Below are 17,713 nucleotides of genomic sequence, written 5' to 3' on the forward strand. Positions count from 1 at the left end.
ACGAGATGACCGCGCTACGGGCGAACCGGCGCGGCGGACCGGAGCAGCTGCTGATCGAGCGGGCGCCCGTGCCGGTGGCGGCGGCCGGGGAAGCCTTGGTGGCCGTGCACGCGGCCGCCATCACCTTCGACGAGCTGACATGGGAGGAGACGTGGACCCGCGACGGCGTCAGCCGAACCCCCGTCATCCCGTCCCACGAGGTCTCCGGTGTGGTGTCCGCGGTGGCCGACGACGTCACGGATTTCGTGCCCGGCGACGAGGTCTACGGACTGATCGCGTTCGACCGCGACGGCGCGGCCGCCGATTTCGTCGCCGTGCCCGCGGCCGATCTGGCCGCCAAACCGACGACGGTCTCCCACGTCGTCGCCGCCGCGCTCCCGCTGGCCGGCCTGACCGCGCTGCAGGCACTGGTCGATCACGCCGCGGTGCGGCCAAAGGAGAGCGTGCTGGTGCACGGAGGCGCCGGCGGGGTGGGCCTGTTGACCGTTCAGTTGGCCGCCCTGCTGGGTGCGCAGGTCACCGCGACCGTGCGCAGCGACACCGCGAATCTTCTTCGCGGCTGCGGCGCGCAGCGGGTGATCGACACGCGCACCGAGGCATTCGACGAGGCCGGCGCCGCCTACGACGTCGTCGTCGACACCGTCGGCGGGCAGACGCTGGAAAGGTCCTACGGCGTGTTGCGCCGCGGCGGCCGGCTGGTGACGTTGTCGGCACCGCCGCCGGACGGCCGGGCCGACGAATTCGGCGTCAGCGCAACCTTCTTCATCGTCACACCGAATCGGGATCAGCTCACCGAGCTCGCCGCGCTCGTCGACAGCGACCGGTTGCACGTCGCGATCGCCCAGACGTTCCCGCTCGACGAGGGCCGGGAGGCGTTCGAAAGCCGGGAGCGGGGCGGCCGCGCCGGCAAGACGGTCCTCATCGTGCGGGATTGACGGCGGGGCGGTTACGAAGCCGGGAAGTTCACGTCCTTGGTGACGGCTTCCCATTCGTCGATCGACGCCGACAAGGCGGCGATCTTGTCCCGCGTGGCCTTGAGCACGTCGCGGCCCAGCAGCAAGCGCAGCGGCGGGTCGTCGAGCTTGGCGAGCATCAGCACCGCCTCGGCCACCTTGCGCGGGTCGCCGGGCAGGTGATCGGCGAACTGCTTGATCAGGTCCTTGCGCGCCGCCACGTCGGCGTAATCGGTGATCGGCGCCCCGGATTCCTTCATCGACCTTGTCGCCCAATCGGTGCGGAACGCGCCGGGTTCGACGGCGGTCACCTTGATGCCCAGGGGGCGGACCTCGGTGGCGAGCGCCTCGGTGACCGCCTCCAGCGCGAACTTGGTCGACGAATAGTAGGCGTTGGGCGGGTTGGCCACCAGGCCGGTCATCGAGGAGATGTTGATGATGTGGCCCGATCCGCGGGCGCGCATGGCCGGCAGCACCGCCTTGATGATGTCGACGGCGCCGAAGTAGTTCACATCGAACAGCTTTCGGACCTCGGCGTCCTCACCCTCTTCCACCGCGGACAGGTAGCCGTGTCCGGCGTTGTTGACCAGCACATCGATTCCGCCGAAGGCCTCATCGGCCGCCGCCACCGCGGCCGCGACCTGGCCGGTGTCGGTCACGTCGAGCGCGACGGCCAGCGCCCGGTCGCCGAACTCGTCGGCGAGGTCCTGCACCGCCTCGGCACGCCGCGCCGTCACCACCACGCTGTGGCCGGCTTCCAGTGCGGCGCGGGCGATTTCGCGTCCGAAGCCGGTGGAGCATCCCGTGATCAGCCAGCGAGCCATGCCTAAATCGTCCCTTCCGGTAGGCGGCGCAGATATCCCTTGCGGCGCTCGGCGAGCTGGGCGGCCCGCTGCTGCGGGCTCACCCGCGCCAGGTGGCCCACCTCCGCGTCGAGCCGGTCCAGCTTGACGACGCGGCCCCGCGCACCGAGGTCTTCCCGCGGACCGGCCTCGCCGAACTCCGCCATGCGCAGGGTCAGGATGGCCTCGCGCAGGCCGTCGGAGTCGATCCAGTTGGCCACGCCGGGGTCGACGGGGGAGATCACGTAGGTGTAGGTGCCGTCCTGGTTGGGGACCGACTGCGCCTTGTTGAGGCTGCCGGTGCGGTCGACGAGCTCGAGCGTGGTGCCCCAGACGTTGCTGAGCGGGACGGTGAAGTATTCGGCGCCACCGTCATTCAGGTCGACGACGAACGCCTCGTCGGGGCCGAGATCGAAGCGGCCCATCACGTACACCTGGTTGCGCATGGCGCCGATCTTGTCGGCCGACCAGGCCAGGTTGAAATGGTTGGCCGGCATCTTGTACACGCCGTGGCTGAGCTTGCCGGTGAAGTTCGCGAAGTAATCCATCATCGCGGCGGTGGCCTCGGCCTGCTCGTCAAGGGTGCGTGGCGGTGTTGACGCCGGGCCGCCAAGCCGTTGCACCTCAAGGTGATTGGGGTCGTCGCGGCCCCAGTCCAGCAGCACGTCTCGAATGTAGAACTCGTGTGCCGCCGGGGTGCTCCGCACGTGATTGGGCCGACCGTTGGCGGGTTCGGAGTCGACGGTGATGGTGAAGTTGCCGTCGGAGTCGACCCGCATGGTGCGGCCGTTGAGCACGTCGACGGTGCCCATGTTCGCATCCCAGAGGGTGAAGTAGTTCTCGGTCATCCGGTGTTCGCCGACCCGGCCGTGGATCTCGTAGCGCTCGTCACCGGAGATGGGGATCACCCGGTACACGCTGTCGGGATTGTCGATGCCCCACCGCGATCCGGGGATCCGGCGGCCGTTTACGGGGTGGGCCAGCCGGGTGATGCAGCTGACCTTGGGTCGCAGCTTGTCCTGGTTGGACGACCACATCGCCGCCGAGAACATCACCTCGGCGAACGCGTCGTCGAACCGTTCGCGCATCGCGTCGGACGCCTTGGCGCGGCCCAGCCAGGTTTCGGCAACGGTCCGGTACGCGGCCTTGACGGTGGGATGCTCGATCAGCTCGAGCGCCGCCAGTTCCTGTTCGTGCTGGGATGCCGTCGCGACCGGGTCTTCAGGCATGCGCTGTTCCTCCGATATATTGTGCAAATCGCTTGTTGTACAACGTGAATCGCTCGTCGACCTGCTCGGGAAGCAGGCCGTAGTTCTCCAGGCCGTAGGGCGGGCGCGCCGCCTCGCGCGGACGCTCACGCAGCCAGCGCCGCATCGCGTCCTCGGCCTCGGCCGTCAGCGGCAGCCCGATCGCGTCGTAGACACGGCCCACCTGCCCGATCGGGTCGGCCACCGCATCGTCGAACCCGATGTCGGTGACGCGCTCACCGTCGTCGGACCAGCCGTCGCGGGTCGTCATCGCACGGTCGTTGGTCCAGCCCATCCGGGCCAGCCATTGCGCGCCGACCCGGTGGGTGTCGACGACGTCGGCGTGCATCGCGTGCAGCGTGGCGTTCAGACTGGCCCCCGACGCGATCGTGGTGCGGGGATCGCGGTGCATGTGCACGACGTGCAGGTCGGGAAAGTGCGCGCGCAGCAGGCCCAAATACCCCAGGTGCGCCGGCGATTTGAGCACCCACCGCTGACCGGCCAGCCCGCGTTGGCGTTTTTGCCATTGCAGGAACTGCAGCATGCGGTGCAGGTAGCCATAGGCGGGGGAGAAGTCCTGGTCGTCGAGCCAGGTCCGGTAGTGGGGCAGGTGGGCGCCCGACTCGGGGACGTGCGACAAGAAGGCGTCCGCCAAAAAGACGATCTCCTCCTCGGCTTCGGTGGCGTACATCGGGTGGATGGAGAACAACTCGGGCGCCAGTTCGCGCGATTTCGCCTCGCGCGCTTGGCTGATGGCGATGCGCGGATCCACCCCGGTGAACGGATGGTCCAACCGCGGCGCAACCTCGACGACCTCCCACCCGTACGCGCAGACGAAGCGCGGATCGGCCGCCAGCAGGCGCTGCAACAGCGTGGTCCCGCTGCGCATCATCCCGACGACGACGATCGGCGCGGCCACCCGCTCGTCGAGAATCTCCGGATGGCGGCGGATCCACTCCTGGGTGCGCAGCCGCATCCGCAGGCTGTGCACGATGCCCGAGCGCAGGATGTGGGCGCCGATCGCGTTGAGGTCGGCGCGCGCATAGTCGCGCAGCAGGACGGTCAGCGGCTCTTCGAATTCGCCCGGGCCCCAGTCGGTGAGCCCTTCCTTGCGTTGCGCGTCGGCCAGGACGGCGGCCGGCTCGAAGACGCTGGGGGATGGCACGAGGCTCAGAACTTCAGGTGGTGGCTGACGTCGCCGACCTGGTCGACGAACATGGTGCGGCTGTCGAAACACCAGGCGCCGTCCACCCGGTGAAAGGTGTCCTTGTAGTGCCCGGTCACGATGACCTGCAGCGGCAGGTCGGGGGTGGCCTGGGTGACGCAGTAGTAGGACGTGCTCGTCGCGGTGCCCTGGGCCTCGTCGATGTACAGCTGGACGTTGGTGGTGTTGTGTTTGGTCTTCGGGGTGCCGTCTTCGTAGATGCGCGTGGCCATTTCGTACATCTCGCGGACCCGCGCCGAGCCGGCGAACACCGTTTCCGGCGGGCCGTCCTCGACGCCGCAGATGCGGCCGTGCTCGAAGAGGCGGGCCACCCCGTCCAGGTCGCCGCCGTCGAGCAGCTGCGCATAGGTGTAGATGAGATTCGTGATCTCGGTGGCGCTGTCACTCATGTCGAACCGCCTCGGGAAAGTCCGTCCGGTCCAACTTACATAGAACCGACGATTACTCTTAGTCGCCGTGACCTTACCGTGGACGCCGAGCAGGCTCGGCAACCTGACCGGCAAGCGCGTGATCGTGACCGGAGCGACCAACGGGGTGGGGCTGGGCACCTCGCGCGCGCTCGCCCACGCCGGCGCGCACGTGATCCTGGCCGTGCGCAACACCGAACTCGGCGAGCAACGCGCTGCCGAAATCTCCGCGAACGGCGGCGGTGCGACGTCGGTGCAAAAGCTCGACCTCGCCGACCTGTCGTCGGTGCGGGCCTTCGCCGGCCTGATCGACGAGCCGGTGGACATCCTGATCAACAACGCCGGCGCCCTCACCGACCGCCGCACCGAGACGGTCGACGGATTCGAGATGACACTGGGCACCAACCTGCTCGGGCCCTTCGCGCTGACGAACCTGCTGCTGCCCAAGGTGCGTTCGCAGATCGTCAACGTCGGCTCCGACGCCCACCGGTCGGCGACGCTGCACCTCGACGACCTGCACCTGCGCCGCCACAAGTGGACGAGGTTGGGCGCCTACGCGCAGTCCAAGCTCGCGGTCATGCTGTGGGGGCTCGAGCTGGACCGCAGGCTGCGCGCGGCCGCATCGCCGCTCGTCACGCAGCTCACCCACCCCGGTTGGGTGGCCTCGAACCTGTCCAACCTGGGCGACTCGCCGCTGATGTCGCTGGCCCACAAGGGGGTCAAGGCGGTGGCCGACCGGTTGGCCAACGACATCGACGAGGGCGCGGCGCCGACGCTGTACTGCATCAGCGAGCCGATTCCGCCCGGCAGCTACGTCGGGGTCAGCGGCAGGTTCGGGCTGCGCGGTGGGCCGGTGCTCATCGGCCGCACGCCGCTGGCGTGCGACTACGACACGGCCGCGCGGCTGGTGGCCTTCGCCGAGCGCGAGACCGGCACGAAACTGGAGATCTGAGCATGGGTGAATTCGACAACGTCGTCGCCGTCGTGACCGGCGCCGCGCGCGGCCAGGGCCGCAGCCACGCCGTCGCGCTGGCTGAGCAGGGCGCCGACATCATCGCCGTCGACATCTGCGCTGACCTCGAGGCCATTCCCTACGCGTTGGGCACCGAGGCAGAGCTGGCCGAAACGGTCCAGCTGGTCGGGTCGGCGGGCCGCAAAGCGGTTCCGGTGATCGCCGACGTGCGCGACCTTGCGGGTCTGCGGGCCGGCGTGCAGGCGGGCATCGACGAGCTCGGCGAGGTCGACGTCGTCATCGCCAACGCCGGGGTGGTGGCGATCGGCGTCACCGAGCCCGACGCCGAACCGGTGTTCAACACGATCGTCGACACCAACCTCAAGGGTGTGTGGCACACCATGCTGGCGACGGTCCCCTCGATCGTGCGCAAGGGCGTCGGCGGCTCGGTCGTGCTGGTCAGTTCGTCGCAGGGCCTGACCGGACGTGGCGGTGACGGCAGCGCCGCGATGTTCGCCTACGCGGCGTCCAAGCACGGTGTCGTGGGTCTGATGCGCTCGGCGGCCAATGCGTATGCGCCGCACAAGATTCGGGTCAACTCGGTGCACCCCAGCGGTGTCGCGACGCCGATGATTCTCAACGACTTCGTGGTGAACCGGATGACGGAGAACCCGAACCCGGCCGTCTCGCAGATGCTGCTGCCCGGCGTGCCGTTGGTCGAGGCGCGGGACGTCACCGAGGCGGTGCTGTGGCTGGCCGGCCCGCGGTCGCGCTACGTGACCGGGGTGTCGATCCCGGTCGACGCCGGCCACGTCGTCATGTAGGCGGAACTAGCCCCTGACGACCTTGCCGGCCTTGATGCAGGACGTGCAGACATTGAGGCGCTGCTTGTTGCCGCCCGGACGGGCGACGTGCACGGTCTGGACGTTGGGGTCCCACCGGCGGCTGGTGCGGCGGTGGGAGTGCGACACCGACTTGCCGAAGCCGGGGCCTTTCCCGCAGATGTCGCACACAGCGGCCATTGTTCAAGCTCCTCAAAATCTCGGGGGTCCGGCAATCCGGCCGGGACAGCCCGGCCTCACCGGGCCCAATCAGAATACCGATTGTCGTGGTAACCACCAAAACGTCGACGGGCGGCCCGGGCCATGCCGGGGTCAGGTGTGCGCCGCGACCCCTTGGGCGGTAAACACCGAGTCGATCACAGTACCGGCGCGAATCCGGGCTGCTCGGACGCGGCGCCGCTAGGATGGCGTCGCCGCCGATGGTCGGTGCGGTCGCTGCCTGTGTCAGGTGCGGACGGCGCGCTGATTGGCTGAAGTCTTCTTCCCGGTGGTGCCGGCCCGCGCGGAGCTGCGGATGAGGCTGGGAAGCGAATATCGGCAGGCTTGAGGGGAGTGCGCGGGGTGGTTGCGCGCGCCGAAAACGCCGCCGGTCCAGCCGACGCCGAAAGCGGGCGGGGCTCACCAGCGGGCGTACGACGGTTGGTGTTGAGGTTGCGCCGGGTGGCGGCGGCCTATCTGGTGGTGGCGGCGCTGGGCAGCGTCGCCATAGGGAGTACGTCGGTCAACTGCCCGACCGCTGTGGGCGGGCAGGACGGCATCGGGCAGGGCGGACCGGGCCCGAGAGCATCGGGCCCCGCTCCAGCCGATGCGACGTGGTGGTGGCAGCCCCGTCCGCCTCGTCCCGCGGTGCAAGAGGCGGCCGCCGTGCGCGGCGGAATCCAGCTGCGGCAGGTCGCTTTCGACGGTCGGGGAGTGTGGCCGGACGGACCCGACGCGATCCGCGGCTATCTCGAGGAGGCACTGACCCGGATCGGCGTCACCGAGGCGTCGGCCCGTGGTCACTGGATCGAGGGCATGATGACCATCGCCGACCACGAATCGCAATTCCATTCGAGTGCGATCAACCTGTCAGACAGCAACGCCTACGGGCCTTCTCAGCTCGACGGTGGCCCGCTGCACGCCACGCGCGGCCCGTGGCAGGTAATGCCGGATACCTTCGCGGCCTTCCACCAGCCCGGGACGTCGAACTCGGCGTGGGATCCGGTGGCGGCCGCATGCGCGTCGATGAACTATCAGATGAGCCGCTACGGCGTCAGCCGCGACGGCAGCAATCAGCGCGCGATGGTGGGGCAGGCCAATCCCGGTATCCGGCAGGGCTATTAAGCTCTGCCGCTGCCGGCCGGCCGCTCGATCTTCCTCAACGGCGCGGAGCAACTGAGCGCAGCGCCTGCGTCGCCGGGCTACGCTGGCGCCCACCGGGAGACAGGTGCGGAGGAGGTGGGTCAACTGGGCACTGCTGATACGTCGCAGCTACGTCTCCTGGACGCGATGACCCTGCGAGACTGGGCGCACACCGCCGTCAGCGACCTGATCACCCACATCGACGAGATCAATCGACTCAACGTCTTTCCCGTCGCCGACTCCGACACCGGCGCGAACATGCTGTTCACCATGCGTTCGGCCCTGGCGGAACTGAACGCGCAGGGCGGCTCGGGGTGCGCCGCCCGGGCCGCGGCCGCGCTGTCGGCCGGCGCGCTGAACGGCGCCCGCGGCAACTCCGGGGTGATCCTGTCGCAGATCCTGCGCGGCCTCGCCGACGTCACCGCCACCGCCGCGAGCGACGCCGGCGGCGACCTGCCCCACATCGACGCCGTCGTGCTGGGCGATGCGCTGCAGCGCGGCGTGGAGCTGGTCATCACCTCGATGGGCGGCGAGGAAGTCCCGGGGACCATCGTCTCGGTGCTACGAGCCGCCGCGACCGCCGTGCAGCAGTGCGCGCGCGCCGGGGACGGGCTCGCGCCGGCGGTCATCGCCGCCGGGGACGCGGCGGTGGTCGCCCTGGAAAAGACCCCCGAGCAGCTCGACGTGCTCGCCGACGCCGGAGCCGTGGACGCCGGCGGGCGGGGCCTGCTGGTCCTGCTGGACGCGTTGCGGACCACCATCACGGGGCAGGCGCCCGCCCGGGCGGTCTACGAGCTCGCGCCGCGGGCGCAGCGCACCGAAGCCCCCGCGCCGCGCCCGGCGCCCCAATTCGAGGTGATGTACCGGCTGGACGGCTGCGAGCCCGCGGCGGCGGACGCGCTGCGGGACCGGCTGGAGGACCTGGGCGATTCGGTGGGCATCGCGTCGGCGCCGTCGTCCGCGCAACGCACCTATTCCGTGCACGTGCACACCGACGACGCCGGCGCCGCCGTCGAGGCGGGACTGACGGCCGGACGACTCAGCCGCATCGTCATCTCGGCCCTGAGCTCCGGGGCCCCCGGGTTGCCCGCGGGCGGCTGGACGCGGGAACGGGCGGTGCTGGCCGTCGTCGACGGCGACGGCGCCGCCGAGCTGTTCGCCGGGGAAGGCGCCTGCGTGCTGCAACGCGACCCCGCGGCGCACGATCCCACGACCAACATCAGCGCGCACCAGCTGATGCGCGCCGTCGTCGACACCGGCGCCGCGCAGGTGATGGTGCTGCCCAACGGCTACGTGGCCGCCGAGGAGCTGGTCGCCGGGTGCACGGCGGCCATCGGCTGGGGGATCGACGTGGTGCCGATCCCGACCGGGTCGATGGTGCAGGGCCTGGCCGCGCTGGCCGTGCACGAGACCGGCAGGCAGGCCGTCGACGACGGCTACACCATGGCCCGGGCGGCCGGCGCCGCGCGGCACGGATCGGTGCGCATCGCCACCGAGAGCGCGTTGACCTGGGCGGGCCGCTGCCATCCCGGCGACGGCCTGGGCATCGCGGGCGACGAGGTGCTGATCGTGGCCGCCGACGCCGTCGGGGCGGCGATCGGCCTGCTCGACCTCCTGCTGGCCTCCGGTGGCGACCTGGTGACCGTGCTGCTGGGCGCCGGCATCGAGACCGATGGGGACGTCGGCGCCGTCGGCGACATCCTGGAAGAGCACATGCACGACCACCACCCGGGGACCGAACTGGTCACCTACCGCACCGGCCACCACGGTGACGCGCTGCTGATCGGGGTCGAGTAGCGATGGTGTCGCTGTCCGACCGGCTGGACTACGCCGTCGGCGGGAAGGTCGTGGAGCTCCTCGACGAGGTGTTCGGCATCCGGACCGTCAACGACCTGCTGCGCCACTACCCCCGCAGCTACACCGAGGGCGCCAGCCGCTGGGACGCCGACGACGAACGGCCGCCCGCCGGTGAACACATCACCATCGTCGACACGATCACCGACACCGAGACGTTCCCGATGAAAAAGACGCCGAAGAAGGTCTGCCACCGCATCACGCTCGGCTCCGGGCGCAACAAGGTGACCGCCACGTTCTTCAACGCGAACTACATCAAAAAGGACCTCACCACCGGCACCAAGGTGATGCTCTCCGGCGAGGTCGGGTTCTTCAGGAACGTCATGCAGCTCACCCATCCCGCGTTTCTCCTCCTCGACACGCCGGACGGGAAGAACCGCGGCACCGTGTCCCTCAAGAGCATCGCCAATGCCTCGCACGCCACCACCGGCGAAGACATCGCGGACGCGTATCAGCGCCACTTCTTCCCGATCTATGCGGCCAGCGCCAAGCTGCAGAGCTGGACCATCTTCGCCACCGTGCGCCAAGTGCTCGACGTCCTCGACCCGGTGCCCGATCCCCTGCCCGAGGACCTGCGCGCGAAATTCGGCCTGGTCTCCGAGGATCAGGCGTTGCGCGACATCCACCTCGCCGAAAACGAGGCCCGCCGTCAGCGGGCACGCGAGCGGCTGACCTTCGACGAGGCCGTCGGGCTGCAGTGGGCCCTGGTGGCCCGCCGGCACGGCGAGCTTTCGGAATCGGGGCCCCCGGCGCCGCCGCGTTCGGACGGTTTGGCCGCGGAACTGTTGGGGCGATTGCCTTTCGAGCTGACCGCGGGGCAGCGTGACGTGCTCGGCGTGCTGTCCGAGGGGCTGGCGTCCAACCGCCCGCTGAACCGCCTGCTGCAGGGGGAGGTGGGCTCGGGTAAGACGATCGTGTCGGTGCTGGCGATGCTGCAGATGGTGGACGCCGGTTATCAGTGTGCGCTGCTGGCCCCGACGGAAGTGCTTGCCGCGCAACACCTTCGATCCATCCGCGACGTGCTCGGCCCGCTGGCGATGGCGGGCCAGCTGGGTGGTGCCGATCGGGCCACCCGGGTGGCGCTGCTCAGCGGTTCCATGACCGCCGCGCAGAAGAAGCAGATCCGGGCCGAGATCGCCGGCGGCGAGGTGGGCATCGTCGTCGGCACCCACGCGCTGCTGCAGGACGCGGTGGAGTTCGACAACCTGGGCATGGTGGTGGTCGACGAGCAGCACCGCTTCGGGGTCGAACAGCGAGATCAGTTGCGGGCCAAGGCCCGTCCCGGTGTCACCCCGCACCTGCTGGTGATGACGGCGACGCCGATCCCGCGCACCGTCGCGCTCACCGTCTACGGGGACCTGGAAACGTCGACGCTGCGCGAACTTCCGCGTGGACGCCAGCCGATCACCAGCAACGTCATCTTCGTCAAGGACAAGCCCACCTGGCTCGGCCGCGCCTGGCAGCGCATCAGCGAAGAGGTCGCCGCCGGCCGGCAGGCCTACGTGGTGGCGCCCCGCATCGACGAGGACGACGATCCGGGCGCGCAGGAACAGAACGCCAAGGCCCCCGAGACCGCCGAAGGCCTCTACGCCCGACTGCGTTCCGGCGAGCTGGCGCACCTGCGGCTGGGGCTGATGCACGGGCGGCTGTCCGGCGACGAGAAGGACGCGGTGATGGCGGCCTTCCGCGCCGGCGAGATCGACGTGCTGGTGTGCACCACCGTCATCGAGGTCGGCGTCGACGTCCCCAACGCCACCGTGATGCTGGTGATGGACGCCGACCGGTTCGGGATCAGCCAGTTGCATCAGCTGCGCGGCCGGATCGGCCGCGGCCGGCACCCGAGCCTGTGCCTGTTCGCCAGCTGGTCCGCGCCCGACTCGCCGGCCGGCCGGCGGCTGCGCGCGGTGGCCGGGACGCTGGACGGCTTCGCCCTGGCCGACCTGGACCTCAAGGAGCGCCGCGAGGGAGATGTCTTGGGCCGCAACCAGTCCGGCCGGGCGATCACGCTGCGGTTGCTGTCCCTGGCCGACCACCTGGAGTACATCGAGGCGGCGCGGGAATTCTGCGTCCGAACCTATACCGAGGACCCCTCCGATCCCGGATTGGCCGTGCTGGCGGCGCGATTCACCGACACCGACCGCATCGAATACCTGGACAAGAGTTGAACCGCAAGGTGCTGTTGTGGTTGGCCGCGGCGGCCGCGCTCGCGGTGGTGGTGGCCTACCAGACGGTCGGGACCTCGGCCTCCCGGCACTCCGCGGAATACGCTGCGCGCGCGGATGTTCCGACGGTGCTGCCCGGCGTCGACGTGCTCGCGGGCATCCCGGTCGTGCCGGTGCGGCTGCACCGCTACGACTACCTGCGGGCGGCGTTCGGCGACGCCTGGGATGACGACAACGACGCGCCGTTGGGGCACAACGGGTGCGACACCCGCGACGACATCCTCAACCGCGATCTCGTCGACAAGACGTACGTGTCGATCAAGCGGTGCCCGGACGCCGTGGCCACGGGCACGCTGCACGACCCGTACACCAACAAGACGATCGCCTTTGCGCGCGGCCCCAAGGTCGGCGAATCGGTGCAGATCGACCACATCGTGCCGCTCGCGTACGCCTGGGACATGGGCGCGTACGGTTGGCCGGCGCCCGAGCGGCTGCGCTTCGCCAACGATCCGGCCAACCTGCTGGCCGTCGACGGGCCGGCCAATCAGGACAAGGGCGATTCGGCGCCGGGCCAATGGATGCCACCCAACGGGGCGTTCGCCTGCCAGTACGCCATGCAATTCATCGCCGTGCTGCGCGGCTATGCGCTGCCGGTGGATGCGGCGTCGACCGGTGTTTTGCGTCAGGCCGCCGCGAGCTGCCCCGCGGGGTAGCCGTCGCTTATGAACCCTCGTAGGTGTCGGGGTCCGGGCGCAGCCGGGTGCCGTCGTTGAGCCCGTTGATCGCATCCATGTGCTCGGCGGCCAACTCGAAATCGAACACGTCCATGTTGGTCGCGATGTGCTCTTCCTTGGCCGAGCGGAAGACGACCGCGTTGCCCAGCTGCAGGTTCCACCGCAGCAGCACCTGCGAGGCGGTCTTGCCGTATTCGCCGGCGATCGAGCTCACGGTGGGGTTGTCGATCAGCTTGCCCAGCGCCAGCGGCGTGTAGGACTGGGTGACGACGTTGTGCTCGGCGTTGGTCTTGCGCAACGCCTCCTGGTTGAGCAGCGGGTGCAGCTCGATCTGGTTGACCGCGGGAGTGACGAACGTGAGGTCGATGACCGTCGTCAGGTGTTCCTCGGTGAAGTTGGAGACGCCGATCGAGCGGGCCTGCCCGTCCCCGCGGGACTGGATCATTCCGCCGAAGGAGTTCACGTAGTTGCCCAGCGACGGGGCCGGCCAGTGAATCAGGTACAGGTCGACGTAATCCAGGCCAAGCCGTTCCAGGCTGGCGGTGCAGGCGTCCATCGCCCCCTTGAAACCCTGATCGGAGGTGGCCAGCTTGGTGGTCACGAACAGCTCGGCGCGCGGAATCCCGGAGGCGGCGATGGCGCGCCCGACGGCGGCCTCGTTGCCGTAGGCCGCGGCGGTGTCGATGAGCCGGCAACCGATTTCCAGCGCCGCCGATACCGCGCGTTCGGTCTCGTCGTCCGACAATTCCGCGACGCCCAGGCCCAGGGCCGGCATCGTGTTTTCGTCGTTGAGAGCAATTGAGGGTGCGGCGGAGCCCGACTCGCCAGTCAATTCATTCACCTGCCTGTGAAATTAATGGTCCGAGATTGTGCACCGAGCCGGGTTCCGCCATCGCGCGAGAAGATCAACGGCGTTCGGCGCCGAGTTCGAGGCGCTGCGTTCGAAATCGAACACGTCGAAGTTGCTCGCAATCCGTGAAGGCTTCATCGGCTTGGGGATCACGATATTACCGAGGGAGCAAATGCAACCTAATCAACACCTGGGCAGGTGTCCATCCGCGGCCTCCGGTATCCGGTGCGCCACCACGTACAGTTGGTCGCGCGGCACACCGGAATCGGCGGCCGCTCAGGGGTGAATTCACTTTCGTCGTCAAGCGGTGCCACGTTGTTTGAAAAGGGGGTTGCCCATGACCAAGCCTCTGTCTGCCGCGCCAGACGTGCACACCGCGGCGCAGCGCGCGTCGGTGCCCCTGGCCAGTCGCATCCAGGGCGCCGTCACCAGCGCCGGGGTCAAGGTCATCCCGTGGATCCCGACCGCGGTGCGACGAGGGCTGGTTCGCGGCCGATCGGTCATCATCGACGGCAACACCCTCGATCCCACCTTGCAGCTGATGTTGTCGGGCCTGCGCGCCGTCGGCATCGACGGGCTGGTCGTCGGCGACGACCCGGCGGCGTCCCGGGCGCAGATGCACGATTCGACCGTGGGTTTCCCCGGTCCGCAGATCCACGTCGAGGTCACCGAGTTGTCGCTGCCCGGCCCGGCCGGGGACATCGGCGCCCGGCACTATCGTCCGGCCGACGGCGCGGCGGCCCCGTTGCTGGTCTTCTACCACGGCGGCGGCTGGTCGATCGGTGACCTGGACACCCACGACGCGCTGTGCCGGCTGACCTGCCGTGACGCCGGCGTCCACGTGTTGTCGATCGACTACCGGCTGGCCCCCGAGCACCCGGCGCCGGCCGCGATCGAGGACGCGTACGCCGCGTTCACGTGGGCATACGAGCACGCCGGCGAGCTGGGCGCCGCCCCCGGCCGTATCGCGGTCGGCGGCGACAGCGCCGGGGGCAACCTCGCCGCCGTCGTCAGCCAACTGGCGCGCGACAAGGGCGGCCCCGCGCCGGTGTTGCAGTGGCTGATCTATCCGCGGACCGACTTCACCGCGAAGACCCGGTCTCTGAGCCTTTTCTCGCGGGGCTTCCTGCTGACCAAACGCGACATCGACTGGTTCGAGTCCCAATACCTGCGCCGTTCGGAGTTGGACCGCACGGACCCGCGCGTCTCGCCGGCCCTGGCCGAATCGCTGGCCGGACTGGCGCCGGCGCTGATCGCGGTTGCGGGCTTCGACCCGCTGCGCGACGAGGGCGAGGCCTACGCCGAGGCGCTGCGGGCCGCCGGGACGGCGGTCGACCTGCGTTACCTGGGCTCGCTGACCCACGGCTTCGCCAACATGTTCCAGCTGGGCGGCGACAGCATGGTCGCGACCAGCGAGCTGATCTCGGCCCTGCGCGCACACCTCAGCCGGGTCTGAGTCGCCCGGCGGCCCGCGCCGGTAATCTAGAGGCGCCTTGTCCGATCGCTTTGTCGGCAGACCGACAACTCGCCTACCGAAAGATCAGGGAACCTGTGGCCGACAAACCCAAACGCCCCCCACGATTCGACATGAAGTCGGCCTCCGGCGGTAAGTCCGGCCGGCTCGTCCAGATCGGCGGTACCGCGTTCGTCGTGATCTTCGCGGTCGTCCTCGTCTTCTACATCGTGACGTCGAACCACAAGAAGCCCGCCGCCACCGGCGCGGGCGACACGGTGCGGGTGACGTCGAGCAAGCTGGTCACCCAGCCCGGCACCAACAACCCCAAGGCCGTGGTGACGTTCTACGAGGACTTCCTGTGCCCGGCCTGCGGCAACTTCGAACGCACCTTCGGGCCGACGGTGTCGCGGCTCATCGACGTCGGGGCCATCGCGGCCGATTACTCCATGGTGTCGATCCTGGACAGCTCGCGGAACCACAACTATTCGTCGCGCGCGGCCAACGCGGCCCGCTGCGTCGCCGACGAATCCCTCGACGCCTTCCGCCGTTTCCATACCGCGCTGTTCACCACCGACATTCAGCCCAGCGAAACCGGCAAGAGCTTCCCGGACAACGCGCGGTTGATCGAACTCGCCCGTGAGGCCGGCGCCGCGGGCAAGGTGCCCGACTGCATCAACAGCGGCAAATACCTCGACAAGGTCACCGGCGAGGCCGCGGCCGCACAGATCAAGGCCACGCCGACGATCAAGATCAACGGCGAGGACTACGACCCGTCGACGCCCGACGCGCTGGTCAGCAAGATCAAAGAGATCGTGGGCAACATCCCGGGCATCGACGGCGCGGTCGCGCCGGCCGCCATGTGACCGGCGCGGTGTCGACCGAATCGGCCGATCCCAGCGCCGATCCCACCCCGGCCCCGGTGCCGGCGCCCAGCGCGTGGTGGCTGCTGATCGCCGGGGCGATCGGCCTGGTGGCGTCGATGACGCTGACGGTCGAGAAGATCGACATCCTGCTCGACCCGTCGTACGTGCCGTCCTGCAACATCAACCCGATCCTGTCGTGCGGCTCGGTGATGATGACGCCGCAGGCGTCGCTGCTGGGGTTCCCCAATCCGTTGCTCGGCCTGGTGGCCTTCACCGTGGTGATCGTCACCGGACTGCTGGCGTTGACGAAAGTTGTTCTGCCCCAATGGTATTGGCTGGGACTGACGGCCGGGGTGCTGGCCGGTGCGATGTTCGTGCACTGGCTGATCTTCCAGAGCCTGTATCGCATCGGCGCGTTGTGCCCGTACTGCATGGTGGTGTGGGTCATCACCATGTCGCTGCTGGTGGTGGTCGCCTCGATCGCGTATCGCCCTGCGCTGCAGGCCCGCCAAGCCGGCCCGGCGTGGGTGGTGTACCAATGGCGATGGTCGATCGCCGCGCTGTGGTTCACCGCGGTGTTTCTGCTGTGCATGGCGCGGTTCTGGGACTATTGGTCGACGCTGCTGTAGGAATCTGGACGTGACCCGGATCATCGGCGGCGTGGCCGGGGGCCGGCGCATCGCGGTCCCGCCGCGGGGCACGCGGCCCACTACCGACCGGGTCCGCGAGTCGCTGTTCAACATCCTGACCGCGCGCCGCGAGCTGCGCGGCCTGGCGGTTTTGGACCTCTACGCCGGCTCGGGCGCCCTGGGATTGGAGGCGCTCTCCCGCGGCGCCGCCAGCGCGCTCTTCGTGGAGTCCGACCCGCGCACCGCGTCGGTCATCGCGCGCAACATCGACACCCTGGGGCTGCCGGGCGCGACGCTGCGCCGGGGCGCGGTGGCGGCCGTGCTGTCGGCCGGGACCGCCTCTCCCGTCGACCTCGTCCTGGCCGACCCGCCGTACGACGTCGCCGCCGCCGAGGTCGAGGCCGTGCTGGCGGCGCTGATCGCGCACGGGTGGGTGCGCGAGGGCGCCGTCGCGGTCGTCGAGCGCGCGGCCGGCGGCGCGCCGCTGCGCTGGCCGGCCGGCTGGTCGGTGTGGCCGCAACGCGTTTACGGCGACACCCGTTTGGAGCTCGCCGAGCGGGTATGAGCGGGCGTGTACCGTCATTTGCCATGGCGCCGCTCCTCCGCATCGCTTCGCTCTGCATCGTCTCGGCGCGCGCCATGGCGCCGCTCCTCATTGCTTGCTCTGCATCGTCGCCGGCGCACCACGTGGGCGCCGCTCCTCCGCATCGCTTCGCTCTGCATCGTCGTCGGCGCGGGCTATGAGCGGCGCGGTATGCCCGGGCTCGTTTGACCCGGTGACGTTGGGCCACATCGACGTCTTCGAGCGCGCGTCGGCTCAGTTCGACGAGGTGGTGGTGGCGATCCTGACCAACCCCGCCAAGAAGGGCATGTTCGACCTCGACGAGCGGATCGCGATGATCAACGAATCGACGACGCACCTGCCCAATCTGCGGGTGGAGGCCGGGCAGGGCCTGGTGGTCGATTTCGTGCGGTCGCGGGGGATGACCGCCATCGTGAAGGGGCTGCGCACCGGCACCGACTTCGAATACGAGCTGCAGATGGCGCAGATGAACAAGCACGTCGCCGGTGTCGACACCTTTTTCGTCGCGACCGCGCCCCGGTATTCGTTCGTGTCGTCGTCGTTGGCCAAGGAGGTCGCCATGCTCGGTGGCGACGTGTCGGAGCTGCTGCCCGAAGCGGTCAACCGTCGCTTGCGCGAAAAGCGTGCCGGTCGGTCCTGAGCGACACCGTCTGCCGCCGAAGGCGTTGGGCGGCAACGTCGTTGACGAGACGGCAACGGTGTGGAGTAGCCGGGCGCTGCGCGGGTACCCGATGGCTCCGAGCGCGCAACGCCACGCCCAGCGAGCGGAACGG

At 69.4% G+C, this 17,713-nt stretch carries 18 protein-coding genes; 12 read left to right on the top strand and 6 right to left on the bottom strand.

All coding sequences use genetic code 11. The annotated features are described in order from the left end of the window. Positions 1-5 precede the first annotated feature (5 nt). A complete protein-coding gene (locus QGN31_RS07370) occupies positions 6-935 on the top strand; it encodes an NADP-dependent oxidoreductase (RefSeq protein ID WP_014942659.1) in 930 nt (309 codons plus the stop codon). A gap of 11 nt (positions 936-946) precedes the next feature. Here QGN31_RS07370 and QGN31_RS07375 read toward each other — a convergent pair whose 3' ends face one another. From QGN31_RS07375 to QGN31_RS07390, 4 genes are read right to left on the bottom strand one after another with little or no spacing between them, the layout of a single operon-like run. Then, entirely contained in the window at positions 947-1,777 is an 831-nt protein-coding gene (locus QGN31_RS07375; protein WP_014942658.1) for an oxidoreductase, read from the bottom strand. A gap of 2 nt (positions 1,778-1,779) precedes the next feature. Next, the gene (locus QGN31_RS07380) at positions 1,780-3,024 is read right to left on the bottom strand and encodes a hypothetical protein (protein ID WP_014942657.1); all 1,245 of its coding nucleotides are present in this window, start codon (positions 3,022-3,024) and stop codon (positions 1,780-1,782) included. Next, on the bottom strand, positions 3,017-4,207 hold the full coding sequence (locus tag QGN31_RS07385; protein WP_014942656.1) for a sulfotransferase family protein: 1,191 nt from the start codon (positions 4,205-4,207) through the stop codon (positions 3,017-3,019). The genes QGN31_RS07380 and QGN31_RS07385 overlap by 8 nt, the downstream gene beginning before the upstream one ends. Before the next feature lie 5 nt (positions 4,208-4,212). After that, the gene (locus QGN31_RS07390) at positions 4,213-4,656 is read right to left on the bottom strand and encodes a nuclear transport factor 2 family protein (protein WP_008258978.1); all 444 of its coding nucleotides are present in this window, start codon (positions 4,654-4,656) and stop codon (positions 4,213-4,215) included. Between the two features lie 67 nt (positions 4,657-4,723). On the opposite strand from QGN31_RS07390, the gene QGN31_RS07395 reads away from it, so the two are divergent. Both QGN31_RS07395 and QGN31_RS07400 read left to right on the top strand, forming a co-directional pair. Next, positions 4,724-5,626, top strand: a complete 903-nt coding sequence (locus tag QGN31_RS07395; RefSeq protein WP_014942655.1) for an SDR family NAD(P)-dependent oxidoreductase — start codon at positions 4,724-4,726, stop codon at positions 5,624-5,626. Positions 5,627-5,628: 2 nt separating this feature from the next. Beyond that, positions 5,629-6,450 carry a mycofactocin-coupled SDR family oxidoreductase gene (locus tag QGN31_RS07400; protein ID WP_008258974.1) on the top strand — a complete coding sequence of 274 codons (822 nt, stop codon included), beginning with the start codon at positions 5,629-5,631 and terminating at the stop codon, positions 6,448-6,450. A 6-nt stretch (positions 6,451-6,456) separates the two neighbouring features. Here the strand turns inward: QGN31_RS07400 and rpmB are convergent, their stop codons facing one another. After that, positions 6,457-6,648 (bottom strand): 50S ribosomal protein L28, encoded by a 192-nt coding sequence (gene rpmB, locus QGN31_RS07405; RefSeq protein ID WP_008258973.1) that lies wholly within the window; start codon positions 6,646-6,648, stop codon positions 6,457-6,459. Positions 6,649-7,107: 459 nt separating this feature from the next. On the opposite strand from rpmB, the gene QGN31_RS07410 reads away from it, so the two are divergent. The 4 genes from QGN31_RS07410 (at position 7,108) to QGN31_RS07425 (ending at position 12,538) form a co-directional block, all read left to right on the top strand. Next, complete coding sequence (locus QGN31_RS07410) at positions 7,108-7,791, top strand: transglycosylase SLT domain-containing protein (RefSeq protein WP_014942654.1); 684 nt, start codon at positions 7,108-7,110, stop codon at positions 7,789-7,791. 165 nt (positions 7,792-7,956) lie between these two features. Further along, complete coding sequence (locus QGN31_RS07415) at positions 7,957-9,606, top strand: DAK2 domain-containing protein (protein ID WP_008258970.1); 1,650 nt, start codon at positions 7,957-7,959, stop codon at positions 9,604-9,606. A gap of 2 nt (positions 9,607-9,608) precedes the next feature. Continuing rightward, positions 9,609-11,828 (top strand): ATP-dependent DNA helicase RecG, encoded by a 2,220-nt coding sequence (recG, locus tag QGN31_RS07420; RefSeq protein WP_014942652.1) that lies wholly within the window; start codon positions 9,609-9,611, stop codon positions 11,826-11,828. Then, positions 11,825-12,538 (top strand): HNH endonuclease family protein, encoded by a 714-nt coding sequence (locus QGN31_RS07425; protein ID WP_014382993.1) that lies wholly within the window; start codon positions 11,825-11,827, stop codon positions 12,536-12,538. Before recG ends, QGN31_RS07425 begins: the two co-directional genes overlap by 4 nt. 7 nt (positions 12,539-12,545) lie before the next feature. Here the strand turns inward: QGN31_RS07425 and QGN31_RS07430 are convergent, their stop codons facing one another. Then, entirely contained in the window at positions 12,546-13,391 is an 846-nt protein-coding gene (locus QGN31_RS07430; protein ID WP_161807802.1) for an aldo/keto reductase, read from the bottom strand. Positions 13,392-13,746: 355 nt separating this feature from the next. On the opposite strand from QGN31_RS07430, the gene QGN31_RS07440 reads away from it, so the two are divergent. The 5 genes from QGN31_RS07440 (at position 13,747) to coaD (ending at position 17,580) form a co-directional block, all read left to right on the top strand. Then, entirely contained in the window at positions 13,747-14,865 is a 1,119-nt protein-coding gene (locus tag QGN31_RS07440; protein WP_043955232.1) for an alpha/beta hydrolase, read from the top strand. A gap of 95 nt (positions 14,866-14,960) precedes the next feature. Then, positions 14,961-15,728 (top strand): DsbA family protein, encoded by a 768-nt coding sequence (locus QGN31_RS07445; protein ID WP_014382991.1) that lies wholly within the window; start codon positions 14,961-14,963, stop codon positions 15,726-15,728. Next, the gene (locus tag QGN31_RS07450) at positions 15,725-16,357 is read left to right on the top strand and encodes a vitamin K epoxide reductase family protein (protein ID WP_014942650.1); all 633 of its coding nucleotides are present in this window, start codon (positions 15,725-15,727) and stop codon (positions 16,355-16,357) included. The genes QGN31_RS07445 and QGN31_RS07450 overlap by 4 nt, the downstream gene beginning before the upstream one ends. Before the next feature lie 10 nt (positions 16,358-16,367). After that, the gene (gene rsmD / locus QGN31_RS07455; protein WP_008258961.1) at positions 16,368-16,922 is read left to right on the top strand and encodes a 16S rRNA (guanine(966)-N(2))-methyltransferase RsmD; all 555 of its coding nucleotides are present in this window, start codon (positions 16,368-16,370) and stop codon (positions 16,920-16,922) included. Positions 16,923-17,097: 175 nt separating this feature from the next. Beyond that, positions 17,098-17,580 carry a pantetheine-phosphate adenylyltransferase gene (coaD, locus tag QGN31_RS07460; RefSeq protein WP_009953984.1) on the top strand — a complete coding sequence of 161 codons (483 nt, stop codon included), beginning with the start codon at positions 17,098-17,100 and terminating at the stop codon, positions 17,578-17,580. The last annotated feature ends 133 nt before the right edge of the window (positions 17,581-17,713 follow it).

Origin of the sequence: Mycobacterium sp. 2-64, from assembly GCF_035918375.1 — a bacterium.
In the GTDB taxonomy this organism is placed as follows: domain Bacteria; phylum Actinomycetota; class Actinomycetes; order Mycobacteriales; family Mycobacteriaceae; genus Mycobacterium; species Mycobacterium intracellulare.

Coding starts and splice junctions, on each gene's coding strand:
- QGN31_RS07370 (WP_014942659.1), top strand. CDS start 6: ATGACCGCGCTACGGGCGAACCGGCGCGGCGGACCGGAGCAGCTGCTG.
- QGN31_RS07375 (WP_014942658.1), bottom strand. CDS start 1,777: ATGGCTCGCTGGCTGATCACGGGATGCTCCACCGGCTTCGGACGCGAA.
- QGN31_RS07380 (WP_014942657.1), bottom strand. CDS start 3,024: ATGCCTGAAGACCCGGTCGCGACGGCATCCCAGCACGAACAGGAACTG.
- QGN31_RS07390 (WP_008258978.1), bottom strand. CDS start 4,656: ATGAGTGACAGCGCCACCGAGATCACGAATCTCATCTACACCTATGCG.
- QGN31_RS07400 (WP_008258974.1), top strand. CDS start 5,629: ATGGGTGAATTCGACAACGTCGTCGCCGTCGTGACCGGCGCCGCGCGC.
- rpmB (WP_008258973.1), bottom strand. CDS start 6,648: ATGGCCGCTGTGTGCGACATCTGCGGGAAAGGCCCCGGCTTCGGCAAG.
- QGN31_RS07415 (WP_008258970.1), top strand. CDS start 7,957: ATGACCCTGCGAGACTGGGCGCACACCGCCGTCAGCGACCTGATCACC.
- recG (WP_014942652.1), top strand. CDS start 9,609: ATGGTGTCGCTGTCCGACCGGCTGGACTACGCCGTCGGCGGGAAGGTC.
- QGN31_RS07440 (WP_043955232.1), top strand. CDS start 13,747: ATGACCAAGCCTCTGTCTGCCGCGCCAGACGTGCACACCGCGGCGCAG.
- coaD (WP_009953984.1), top strand. CDS start 17,098: ATGAGCGGCGCGGTATGCCCGGGCTCGTTTGACCCGGTGACGTTGGGC.